This is a genomic window from Neptunomonas marina (assembly GCF_004005935.1).
GTDB classification, from domain to species: domain Bacteria; phylum Pseudomonadota; class Gammaproteobacteria; order Pseudomonadales; family Balneatricaceae; genus Neptunomonas; species Neptunomonas marina.
On the sequence record NZ_SACQ01000002.1, the window covers coordinates 484,733 to 496,233 of the forward strand.

General features: G+C 52.7%; 10 protein-coding genes. 4 read left to right on the forward strand and 6 right to left on the reverse strand.

Features of this window, described 5'->3' with window-relative positions:
* Positions 1–95 precede the first annotated feature (95 nt).
* From EOE65_RS06955 to EOE65_RS06980, 6 genes are all read right to left on the reverse strand, one after another.
* Complete coding sequence (locus EOE65_RS06955) at positions 96–2,444, reverse strand: Lon protease family protein (RefSeq protein WP_127693569.1); 2,349 nt, start codon at positions 2,442–2,444, stop codon at positions 96–98.
* A gap of 113 nt (positions 2,445–2,557) precedes the next feature.
* Complete coding sequence (aroE, locus tag EOE65_RS06960; RefSeq protein WP_127693570.1) at positions 2,558–3,370, reverse strand: shikimate dehydrogenase; 813 nt, start codon at positions 3,368–3,370, stop codon at positions 2,558–2,560.
* The gene (gene hemF, locus EOE65_RS06965; protein ID WP_127693571.1) at positions 3,370–4,287 is read right to left on the reverse strand and encodes an oxygen-dependent coproporphyrinogen oxidase; all 918 of its coding nucleotides are present in this window, start codon (positions 4,285–4,287) and stop codon (positions 3,370–3,372) included. Before hemF ends, aroE begins: the two co-directional genes overlap by 1 nt.
* 44 nt (positions 4,288–4,331) lie before the next feature.
* The gene (tsaC, locus tag EOE65_RS06970; protein WP_127693572.1) at positions 4,332–4,892 is read right to left on the reverse strand and encodes an L-threonylcarbamoyladenylate synthase type 1 TsaC; all 561 of its coding nucleotides are present in this window, start codon (positions 4,890–4,892) and stop codon (positions 4,332–4,334) included.
* A gap of 57 nt (positions 4,893–4,949) precedes the next feature.
* A complete protein-coding gene (gene dprA, locus EOE65_RS06975) occupies positions 4,950–6,056 on the reverse strand; it encodes a DNA-processing protein DprA (RefSeq protein WP_127693573.1) in 1,107 nt (368 codons plus the stop codon).
* A gap of 8 nt (positions 6,057–6,064) precedes the next feature.
* Positions 6,065–7,102, reverse strand: coding sequence for a LysM peptidoglycan-binding domain-containing protein (locus EOE65_RS06980; protein WP_127693574.1), 1,038 nt, complete (start codon positions 7,100–7,102; stop codon positions 6,065–6,067).
* A gap of 162 nt (positions 7,103–7,264) precedes the next feature.
* Between EOE65_RS06980 and def the strand changes: the two genes are divergently transcribed.
* The 4 genes from def (at position 7,265) to trkA (ending at position 11,483) form a co-directional block, all read left to right on the forward strand.
* On the forward strand, positions 7,265–7,777 hold the full coding sequence (gene def, locus EOE65_RS06985) for a peptide deformylase (protein ID WP_127693575.1): 513 nt from the start codon (positions 7,265–7,267) through the stop codon (positions 7,775–7,777).
* 68 nt (positions 7,778–7,845) lie between these two features.
* Complete coding sequence (gene fmt, locus EOE65_RS06990) at positions 7,846–8,802, forward strand: methionyl-tRNA formyltransferase (protein WP_127693576.1); 957 nt, start codon at positions 7,846–7,848, stop codon at positions 8,800–8,802.
* Entirely contained in the window at positions 8,799–10,103 is a 1,305-nt protein-coding gene (rsmB, locus tag EOE65_RS06995) for a 16S rRNA (cytosine(967)-C(5))-methyltransferase RsmB (protein ID WP_127693577.1), read from the forward strand. Before fmt ends, rsmB begins: the two co-directional genes overlap by 4 nt.
* Before the next feature lie 3 nt (positions 10,104–10,106).
* Positions 10,107–11,483 (forward strand): Trk system potassium transporter TrkA, encoded by a 1,377-nt coding sequence (gene trkA, locus EOE65_RS07000; RefSeq protein WP_127693578.1) that lies wholly within the window; start codon positions 10,107–10,109, stop codon positions 11,481–11,483.
* Positions 11,484–11,501 lie beyond the last annotated feature (18 nt).

An 11,501-nucleotide genomic window follows, 5' to 3' on the forward strand; every position in this document is an offset into this window, starting at 1 on the left:
AGATTTCCGCAAATAATTACACCAGTGGCGCAATTTCTATAGTTTGTGGCGCAAAACGACAGGCGTTTTACCGGTGGATTGCGCCTTACTATGGTTTATTTTCTTGCGTGTACCGTTTCGTGTAGTTCTTGCAGTCTTTTCACGACAGAATAATTGATACTGCGCTGTGGGAAGGTGCCATCTTTCTTGCGTACACCGGCTTTCTTCTGCATCAACACTTCTAGGCACTCATCAACCGTTGCGACGGCATAGATATTAAAATCACCCGCAGCGACCGCCTCGACAACCTCTTTTTTAAGCATCAGATTACGCGCGTTTGCTTGCGGGATGATGACCCCCTGATGGCCCGTTAAGCCGCGCGTTTGGCACAGTTTAAAGAAGCCCTCGATCTTTTCGTTTACGCCGCCGATAGCCTGCACTTCGCCATACTGGTTGATGGAACCGGTGATCGCATAACTTTGCTGGATCGGGATATGGGTGAGTGCGGAGATCAACGTACAGATCTCTGCCAATGAAGCGCTATCGCCATCCACATAGCCGTAAGATTGCTCCAGCGCGATACTCGCCGCCAATGTGAGTGGGAAAGTTTGCGCGTATTGATGGCCTAAAAAGCCAGAGAGGATCAACACACCCTTGGAGTGAATCGATTGTCCCAGTTGCACCTCACGCTCGATATCAACGATACCGCTACTCCCAGGGTGCACGGTTGCGGTAATACGAGCGGGTGTACCAAACGCCACATCACCCACCTGTAGCACCGTTAAGCCGTTGCATTTACCCACCGCTTCGCCAGCGGTGTCGATCAACACCGTCTCGTTCAGAATGCCCTCTAGGATCTTCTGTGATAAACGCCCCGTGCGTTTCTCTTTCGCCTCCAGCGCCAGCTCAACATGCTTGGCGTTGATCAGCTCATCATTGGCGTGAATGCGCTTGTAATCCGCCTCACAAAGCAGGTCCACCAGCTCACCGATATGAGTCGATAGCTGGGTTTGATCACCCGCCAGACGCGAGCTTTGCTCCACGAGGCGCGCCACCGCGCCCCGCGTTAGAGGCGCTAACCCCTCTTCGCTGGCAAGCGTTTTCATTAAGCGTGCATAGGAGCGAATAGTAGCAGGGGAGCGCTCGACCTCTTCATCGAAGTCGACCACCACGCGGAACATCTTCTCAAAGTCCTGATCAAGCTCTTGCAGCAGATAATAGGTATTGCGGCCACCAATCAGCACCACTTTAACGCTCAACGCAATCGGCGAAGGGCTTAAGGTGATGGTGCTGATGCCTGAAAACTCGCTCATGGGGTTCTCGATGCGAACTTCATGCGCTTTCAACGCACGTTTGAGCGCCCCGTAAACAAACGGCTGCTCTAAAAGCTTTTCCGCTTCAAGAACGAGATAACCGCCATTGGCTTTGTGTAGCGCACCTGGGCGAATCATCCGATAGTTGGTGACCATCGCGCCCATATCACTGTTGTACTCTACCCGGCCAAATAAGTTCTCGTAACTTGGGTGTGCCTCGAACACCACCGGCGCGCCTTTGGTCTTGCTGTTGTCCACAAAGAGGTTCACACCAAACGCTTCAGCAAGGTTTAGCTTCTCATCCTCTAACAGCTCAGCGCTGTTTTTAACGATATGACTTTCAAGCTCGTTGAAGTACTCAGGCAAGCCCGCAACATTTTTGTACTTCTCTTTGACCGCTTGAATCAGCGGAGAGGCGGTTTGCCGCGCGGTATCTCGATCCAGCACTTTAAGCCGCTCTGCCGCTTCTCGGCGCCACTGGGGCATACCCGTCAGCGACTCATTGAGAAAGTCCTCAAGCTCGGAGATATTTTTTTGGAACGCATCGCGAATCTCCTCCGGCAACTGGGAAAACACCGCCTCATCCATCGCTTGCCCATCTGCAACCGGCGTAAAACCAACTGCCCCCGCATCACGGTAGAGGGCGATGCTATGCTCGCGCGCACGCTTTTCAACGCCGTCAATCGCTTGATCATAGTGGCGGTTGAAATCACGCTCGATGCGGCTCTTCTTACGCTGATAAGAGGGGTTTTCAAATGCTGCAGGAAGCTCGGTTTTTATCGTCTCCATTAGCCGCTTATGATCGCGCCGTAACTGTTCTGCCTTACCAGCTTGGAGCTTAATGGCGAGCGGATAACGAGAGTCCGTCAAATTATTGAGATAACACCAGTCGCTGGGTTTCTTCTCTTTCTTAGCCACGCCTTTGAGGTTCTCCATGGCAAAAGAGAAACGCCCTGTGTGCGGGTTGCCCATTACAAACAGATTGTAGCCGGGGCGGCGCATTCCAACGCCAAAGCCTATCGCTTCAAGCGCACGCTCTTGGCCAAAAAAGCCGCTGTAGTTTTCCAACGTTTCCGTTGTGTGGAAGGGGAGGGAGTCGGTCTCGCAGACCTTATAAAGCGCATCAACGGGAAGTGCCTTGTTGTTATCCATGACAGAGTCCTGAGCCGCGTGAGGTTATAAAATATATAACCCTCCCGTGCGCCGGATGCAAGGCGAGTTGTTGTTAATGCGCTTGATTATTCAATAACTTAAAGTACAAAACGCTACAGATCGGCGCGCAATTGCTGCAATACCGGCCCAGTATCAGGACGTTTACCACGCCAGACAAAAAACGCCTCTGCCGCTTGCTCAACCAACATGCCTAAACCATCAATCTGGCGTGCCGCACCTTGGCTCTGCGCCCACTGGTTAAAGACGGTAGGTTCAGCGCTATACATCATGTCGTAGCACACCGTGTGAGCCGCGACGAGACCTGCCGGTAGCGGAGGCATTTCACCCTGCAAGCTAGCCGCCGTCCCATTAATAATCACGTCAAACTCGCCGGTAATATCCGCAAACCCACAAGCGCTGATCGCGCCTTGCTGAGCAAAAAGCGTAGCTAGCGCTTCTGCTTTTTCCACCGTACGGTTTGCCACCACTACCTGCAATGGCTGCTGCGCTAGCAGCGGCCCAAGAATACCGCGCACCGCGCCACCGGCACCCAGAACAAGCACTCGCTTTCCTTGCAATTGCACATGGTGATTCGACACAAGGTCGGTTACGAGCCCGACGCCATCCGTGTTATCACCGCAGATCTCGCCATGCTCGTTGAGCAGTAAGGTATTAACCGCACCGGCCATCTCAGCCCGTTCACTGCGCTGCACCGTTAATTCCCACGCTTGCTCTTTAAATGGCACCGTGACATTGGCACCTAAGCCCGCCGAAAAAAACGTTGCAACGCTAGCGGCAAACCCATCTAGCGGCGCGCAGATCGCCTCATAGCTCAGTGTTTCACCGGTTTGCTGAGCAAACATCTGATGGATCAACGGCGATTTCGAATGCCCAATCGGGTTCCCAAAGACAGCGTAGCGATCCATTAAGCGTCCTCCAGCCAGTTCTGTGGCTTGAGGTAGATATCGTATAGCTGCGCCTCTTCCGAGCCGGCTTCGGGGTGCCAGTCATAGCTCCAGCGCACCTCAGGTGGCAACGACATTAGGATCGATTCCGTACGCCCGCCCGATTGCAAACCAAAGAGCGTGCCTCGGTCGAAGACCAGATTGAACTCGACGTAGCGGCCACGACGATGCAGCTGGAAGTCACGCTGACGCTCGCCAAACGCCATATCTTTGCGGCGCTCAACAATTGGGGCATAGGCTGGCACATATGCATCACCCACCGAGCGCATAAACGCAAAACTCTGCTCAAAGCCCAATTCGTTAAGATCATCAAAGAAGAGACCACCCACACCCCGAGGCTCATCACGGTGCTTGAGATAGAAATAGTCATCACACCACTGCTTAAAGCGCGGATAAACCTCTTCACCGAAGGGATCGCACGCCTGCTTGGCGGTTTGATGCCAATGGCGGCAGTCATCTGGATTACCGTAGTAGGGCGTCAGGTCAAAGCCGCCGCCAAACCACCATACCGGCTCAGCGCCTTCCTTTTCAGCGTAAAAGAACCGTACATTCGCATGAGATGTAGGCACATATGGGTTTTTTGGATGCATCACTAGTGACACACCCATCGCGATAAAACTGCGGCCAGCTAACTCCGGGCGGTGCGCGGTTGCCGATGCAGGCAACGAGTCACCATGCACGTGCGAAAAGTTCACACCGCCTTTTTCAAACACGGCTCCATCGCTAATGACACGCGTTCTGCCTCCGCCACCTTGAGGGCGCTCCCACGCATCTTCAACAAAAGTTTGTTCGCCATCCAGCTGCTCTAACGCATGGCAAATCCGATCTTGAAGATCCAGCAAATACGCTTTTACAGCATCAACGTTTGGTGCGGACATAACAGAAACTCCGTGTTTAACTAAAAATTATCAGCAAAAGTCACTTAGGACTCACGAACCAAACCACCCGAGGTCAAATCACGAATCTCGGTTGGCTTTTGCTGCCCTCCAAGCTCACCAGGCACGATAAATAAGGACGTTGAGGCGAAGTAACGACTCACTTCACCCTGTGTTCTGGCAGGTTGCTCACCGGCAGGGTTTGCTGATGTAGAAACGATAGGGTGGCCATACGCTTGGCAGATCGACTTCACCGAAGAGTGAGCACTTACTCTTACTGCAACACCTGAATTATCGCCTTTTATCCATTGAGGAATTTGATTCTTAGGGTCTGGCAAAATCCATGTGTAAGGGCCTGGCCACGTGGCAAGCACGGTTTCACGCTGCTGTGTGCTCAACTCATCAAGCAAAAAGGCCACCTGCTCGATTGAGCCGGCTGCCAAAATCACGCCTTTTTCAACCGGACGGCTTTTAAGATCCAGTAACTTTTGCACGGCTTGTTCATTAAAAGGATCACACCCCACCCCCCAAACGGCTTCCGTAGGGTAGGCAATCACCTCGCCATTGCGCAGCGCTTGCGCAGCATCTTGGTAAATTGATTCAGACATGGGCACCGCTCTTAAAATAAAGCCTGAACGCTACCGGTTTCTACCTGCTTATGCAACTTAGCGAATGCGGCGATAGCCGCCTTCTGCAGCCTCCACCCAGCCCGCTAATTCAAGCTGCATCAAATGTTGCTGCAACTGACCAACGTCCCACCCTAGCGCAATCTGAAGCTGCTCAAGGTAGGTGGTCGCATATTCGATCTGTTCGAGCAATGCCGCTTGCTGATCATCCTCGGGTAACACGGTGGCCTCTGCCAAGGTGTCCGGTTCTTGATAGCTAGCAAGCATAGCAGGCAGTTCAGCCAGAATATCTGTCACCGACTCAGTGAGCGTGGCGCCTTCTCGGATAAGCTGGTGGCAGCCACGGCTGCCCGGCGCATCAATAGGACCGGGAATCGCGAAAACCTCCCGCCCCTCTTCAAGCGCCAGTCGAGCGGTAATCAGGGAACCACTCTTTATCGCCGCCTCAACCACAAGCACTCCCGCAGCAAAGCCTGTAATAATGCGATTACGGCGCGGAAAGTGCGCGGCTAGAGGCCCTTTGTCGGGCAATAGTTCCGTGACTAACGCTCCGCCATTATCGAGGATATCTTGCGCCAAACGTTTGTGGCGCGCCGGATAGCAGCGGTTTGGCCCCGTCCCCATCACGGCAACCGTTGGTTTGCTAAGATCCACAGCCGCTTGATGCGCCGCACCATCAATGCCCAGTGCCAGCCCACTACTCACAACAAAACCACCGGCACACAGCGCTTTGCCAAATTGATACGCATGACGCAAACCCGCCGCTGACGCTTTGCGACTACCGACAATCGCCACTGAGGGCAGATGCAGCGCATCGACACTGCCTTTAACAAACAGAAAAACTGGCGCCTGTGGGCTACTGTGCAACAGCGCTGGATAATCATCATCACCGGCAAAGATTAGCTGGGTACCGCTACTTTCAAGGTATTGCTCAATGCGCTTCACTTCATCGTAAATCGCACCCTGGCGCGTGTTATAGCGGTTCAGCGCATCAGTTTGCGCCGTCGACAGATTAGGAGAGGAGGGGTCACTATCAGAAGCGAGTAACCGCTGGGGCGTCCAGCCGCCATCGTGCAGTTTTTTGAGAGTCGCAGGTCCGACCCCCGGCAGCAAGCTGATAGCGATCCAGTCCATTGGATCGCTCATAGAATTCGCTACTTATCAAAAGGTGATTTTATTATGTCCCCAACAGCCAACACATTTGTAGCTGTCATCACTAGGCCATAGCTAACTTTCTCATAGGCCTTAAACACCATCAGAGAGCCCGCTTCCTCCATCGGTAGTTGGACGACTTCGTTAGTCACGGGGTCAGCCACGGTTTCACCACGGGTGAAAATCTTGAAGACGTCACCGGCTTTCACTTGCTCACGCTTCCCTAGGTTGATTGTGACAGCATCAAAACGACCAATGTTATTCACACCCTTAGGTACCGAGATAATTAAGCCATTTTTACCTGCCGGTGCTGCATCAGGATAAAAATGCGACTGCAAACGGCTAGACGGGGTAGGGAGAACGCGGTCAAGGATACGGATCTCATAACGAGACTTATCAACGTCCAGTGTTGATACATCGTCATTGCGCGCCGTAACGGTTGCATCCGCTACTTTTGTCAGCTCATAGCCGAGCAACTCATCCGTCACAGGGTCACGATACTCTTTGGCAGGTCTATAGATGTTCTGAGCATCACTATTACTGCGTAGTTGGCCACGCGCATATACACGGTCACCGGCTCCGGCAATGATACGTTTATCACGACCACCTAAGATGTAGGGCGTTACCTCCATCATCTCGCTATCCAGCACAACGTTTTCGTTCATGAATGCGTAGATATCTTTAAGAGGAATAGCAGGGATCGCCCGCTCAATCTTGGAGACACGAGCGCGGGGCATCAGGCGGTCATCGCGGCTCTTACTCAAGCGAGGCTGTCCGTTTACCCACGTCAGGTAAAGAATATCACCAGGATAGATCAGGTGTGGATTATCAATCTGCGGGTTCACATCCCACAATTGCGGCCAGCGCCAAGGCTCCTGCAGAAAGTGGCCAGATATGTCCCAAAGCGTATCGCCTTTGACGACGACATACTCTTGCGGATATCCCTCTCGCAGCTGAAGCTGATCTGCTCTTACTTCAGCCATCGCCGGCGTTACAACAGTCAACCACGACGCCAGACACACTCCCAACAGTTTTTTCATCTCCAGTTCCCTTGCCACCGCTTATCTATAAGCCAATATCTAACACTGCATGTTAAACGACAAATGCATCGTTGCACCAGAGTCAGTATAATAGTAGGAATACTCTTTTGCGCCTAAACTAGGGCGATCTTTGTAATTTTCTAAAGAAACTGTGACTTAACTATGGCGTTATTACCAATTCTTGAATTTCCCGACCCACGTCTTCGCACTGTGGCCGCCCCTGTTGAAGTGTTCGACGCTGAACTCAAGCAGACCATCGCCGACATGTTCGAGACCATGTACGACGCGCCGGGTATTGGACTGGCTGCAACGCAGGTGAATATCCATCGTCGTATTATCACGATCGATGTCTCTGAAGAGGGCGACGAGCCGCTTGTTCTGATCAACCCAACCTTTGAAGTGCTGGAAGAGGAACTTGAAAGCATGCAGGAAGGTTGCTTGTCCGTACCAGGGTATTACGAAGACGTAACACGCCCGAACCATATTCGCGTCACGGCCAAAGATGAAAATGGCGATGAACGTACATTCGAGGCGGAAGGTTTGCTAGCGGTGTGCGTGCAACACGAAATCGACCACCTAGAAGGCAAGCTGTTTGTTGATTATATCTCACCGCTGAAACGTAATCGCATTCGTAGCAAGCTTGAGAAGAAGCACAAACAGGAACGAGTAGGGTAACTGCACCTTTCCATCGACAACATCCACAGGTTTGCTCATGCAAGCCTGTTTTGTTTTTAGGGCCCATGATGAGCAACCAACCACTGAATATCATTTTTGCAGGCACGCCAGATTTTGCCGCAGCGACACTTGCCGCACTGGTCAATACCGAGCACAACATCATCGCTGCATATACCCAGCCAGACCGACCAGCAGGGCGCGGCAAAAAACTAAAGGCCAGCCCAGTGAAAGAGCTGGCCCAACAACATGATATTCCAGTGTATCAACCAAAGAGTTTGCGCAGCAGCGAAGCTCAGGCAGAGCTTGCTGCACTCAATGCAGATCTTATGATCGTGGTTGCTTACGGATTAATCCTCCCTAAAGAGGTCCTGGAAGCACCACGCTTTGGTTGCATGAATGTACACGCCTCGATCTTACCGCGCTGGCGTGGCGCAGCCCCCATACATCGTTCACTACTCGCTGGTGACACCGAAACAGGTGTAACTATCATGCAGATGGACGAAGGTCTGGATACCGGTGACATGTTACATACTGTAACCACGCCGATTTCAACCACTGAAACCAGCGGCCAACTGCATGATCGACTCGCTGCAATAGGCGCACAAGCCATGCTCACAACATTGGCCCAGTTATGTAATGGAAAACTCGCACCCGAAAAGCAAGACGATAGCCTGGCAACTTACGCACATAAGCTCGAGAAGCAAGAAGGTAATATCGACTGGTCACAACCAGCCGAGCAAGTAGACCGCCAGATCCGCGGCCTGTCACCGTGGCCGATCGCTTTTACACAACTAGGCGATGCCACACTGCGTATCCATGGTTCGACACCAAGCACACACAGCAGTGAAGCTCCCGCCGGCACGATCACCGAGCTTGAAAAAGACGCGATTGTTGTTGCGTGTGGCGATGGGCGCTGTATCGGTTTAACCCGTTTACAACTGCCAGGTGGCAAAGTTCTAGCAGCGCGAGATCTGCTTAACTCGCGTCGTGATGACTTCGCTGTCGGTACGGTGCTGGGCGCATGAGTACTCGTTTAGTCGCAACCGAGGTCATTGCCTCTCTGATCAACAATCAGGGCTCGCTACGCAGCTTAATGGCTAATGCCCAAATGCAGGTGGAAGATACCGAGCGCGCACTCTTGCAACAGCTTTGCTACGGTACCGCACGTAACTTCCCAAAGCTCTATACACTGGCAGACGCGTTGCTTGATCGCCCCATTCGCAAACTAGATCCAGACGTGCTGGCATTGATTATGGTGGGCCTGTATCAGCTTTCAGAAACCCGTATCCCAGATCACGCGGCTATTAGCGAAACCGTGGATGCAGCACATGATTTAGGCCTGCGCCGTGCCTCGGGCCTAGTGAACGCCGTACTGCGCCGGTTTACCCGCGAACAGGAGCATGTGCTGGATGCCTTAGAAGCGCAGCCAAGCTTCCTGTTCAACCACCCTGAGTGGTTTATCGGGAAACTCAAACACAACTGGCCTGACCATTGGGAATCGATACTGGCGCAAAACAACCTACAACCGCCAATGTGCATACGCGTGAATACTCAGCATGTTTCACGTGAAACATATATCGGGATGCTTGAGTCGGAAAACATCAACGCACTACCGGGAGCGTTTTCAGATGTCGCCATCTATTTGACTGAAGCGGTACCCGTGACCAACCTTCCGGGGTTTGCAGAGGGTCTCTTTAGCGTTCAAGACGAAGCTGCACAGCTATCTTGCCAGCTCATAGATCCACAGCCCGAAGAGCGAATTCTCGATGCATGCGCTGCCCCCGGAGGGAAGCTATGCCACCTACTGGAACATCAACCGAAGGCTATTATTCAAGCCCTTGAGTTAGATCAGCGACGCGCAGCGCGTATAACTGAGAATCTAACGCGGCTAAAACTGGATGCCGCCCTCGAGGTAGGCGATGCCGCCGAACAGGACTGGTGGGATGGATCGCTCTACGACAAAATTTTGCTGGATGCACCCTGCAGCGCAACCGGTGTTATCCGCCGCAACCCTGATATTAAAATGCTGCGTCAGGGCGAAGATATTCATACACAGGCGAAGTTACAGATGCGCATCCTAGAGAATCTCTGGACGATGCTGAAGCCTGGGGGCACTCTGGTTTATGCGACCTGTTCGATCTTCTCCCAAGAGAACGAGCGCATTATCGAACGCTTCGTGACTGAACATGACGACGCATCTGAAATTCCAGTCGAGGCACCTTGGGGTGTTGCTAGACCATTTGGCCGCCAACTCTTCCCGCAAGAGAACGGCCACGATGGCTTCTACTACGCAAAGCTGGTTAAGGAAAAAGCAGTTCTTGGTTAACCGATGAAGATAATCATACTCGGCGCAGGGCAGGTGGGCGGTACGCTCGCAGAGAACCTCGCAAGCGAAGCAAACGACATTACCGTTGTGGATACGGATCATAGCCGTCTACGTGAATTACAAGACCGGTTAGATATCCGTACCGTTGAAGGCAAGGCATCCCACCCCAGCGCCCTCGAACAGGCCGGTGCACGGGATGCCGATATGCTCATCGCGGTTACCAACAGTGATGAGGTCAACATGGTGGCCTGCCAAGTAGGGCAGACGATGTATAACATCCCCACCAAAATTGCCCGCGTGCGAGAGCAAGACTATTTGCAACGTGACCGCATGCTGTTCGCTCGTGAAGAGATGCCGATCAATGTACTGATCAGCCCTGAGCAACTCGTCACAAAACACATAAAACGCTTGATCCAACAGCCAGGTGCCTTGCAGGTGCTAGACTTCGCCGAGGGTAAAGCCCAATTAGTGGCGGTGCGCGCTTACTATGGCGGCCCTCTCGTTGGCCGCGAGATCGCCTATTTGCGTACGCATATGCCCGCGGTTGACACCCGTGTGGCAGCGATTTTCCGCCAAGGCAAACCGATCATCCCCCAAGGCAACACGGTTATTGAAGCCGATGACGAGGTGTTCTTTATCGCCGCACGCAAAGATATTCGTGCAGTGATGAGCGAACTTCGCCGCCTTGATAAGCCCTATAAGCGCATTATTATTGCCGGTGGCGGTAACATCGGCGCGCGCCTTGCCGGTGAGATTGAGAACGACTTCCAAGTTAAAATCATCGAGCGCAGTATCAACCGCTGCAATCAGTTGGCCCGCCAGCTAAACAACACAATTGTGCTGCACGGTAGTGCCTCAGCAAAAGATCTATTACTCGAAGAGAACATCGAAGATACCGATGTATTCTGTGCGCTAACCAACGATGACGAGGCCAATATCATGGCCTCGATGCTTGCCAAACGCCTCGGTGCACGCACCGTGATGACGTTAATTAATAACCCCGCATACGTCGATCTTGTCCAAGGCGGCGTGATCGATATCGCCATTTCACCTCAACAAACGACGATTGGCGCGCTATTAACCCACGTGCGTCGTGGCGATGTGGCGGCGGTTCACTCATTACGCCGCGGGGCCGCAGAGGCGCTCGAAGCGGTGGCACATGGTGACAAACGCAGCTCAAAAGTCGTAGGACGTGCGCTTGAGGATATCGACCTACCACCAGGCACAACCATTGGCGCAATCGTACGGAACGATGAAGTACTCATTGCCCACGATGATGTGGTTGTCGAGAATGGCGATCACGTGATTCTCTTCTTGGTCGATAAGCGCCGCATCGGCGATGTCGAACGGCTCTTCCAAGTAGGTTTGACCTTCTTCTAGGTTTTAAAAAAGGCTAGG

What these genes read in the sequence shown, in the direction of transcription:
- EOE65_RS06955 (WP_127693569.1), bottom strand. Translation starts at nt 2,444, where the DNA reads ATGGATAACAACAAGGCACTTCCCGTTGATGCGCTTTATAAGGTCTGC.
- aroE (WP_127693570.1), bottom strand. Translation starts at nt 3,370, where the DNA reads ATGGATCGCTACGCTGTCTTTGGGAACCCGATTGGGCATTCGAAATCG.
- hemF (WP_127693571.1), bottom strand. Translation starts at nt 4,287, where the DNA reads ATGTCCGCACCAAACGTTGATGCTGTAAAAGCGTATTTGCTGGATCTT.
- tsaC (WP_127693572.1), bottom strand. Translation starts at nt 4,892, where the DNA reads ATGTCTGAATCAATTTACCAAGATGCTGCGCAAGCGCTGCGCAATGGC.
- dprA (WP_127693573.1), bottom strand. Translation starts at nt 6,056, where the DNA reads ATGAGCGATCCAATGGACTGGATCGCTATCAGCTTGCTGCCGGGGGTC.
- EOE65_RS06980 (WP_127693574.1), bottom strand. Translation starts at nt 7,102, where the DNA reads ATGAAAAAACTGTTGGGAGTGTGTCTGGCGTCGTGGTTGACTGTTGTA.
- def (WP_127693575.1), top strand. Translation starts at nt 7,265, where the DNA reads ATGGCGTTATTACCAATTCTTGAATTTCCCGACCCACGTCTTCGCACT.
- fmt (WP_127693576.1), top strand. Translation starts at nt 7,846, where the DNA reads ATGAGCAACCAACCACTGAATATCATTTTTGCAGGCACGCCAGATTTT.
- rsmB (WP_127693577.1), top strand. Translation starts at nt 8,799, where the DNA reads ATGAGTACTCGTTTAGTCGCAACCGAGGTCATTGCCTCTCTGATCAAC.
- trkA (WP_127693578.1), top strand. Translation starts at nt 10,107, where the DNA reads ATGAAGATAATCATACTCGGCGCAGGGCAGGTGGGCGGTACGCTCGCA.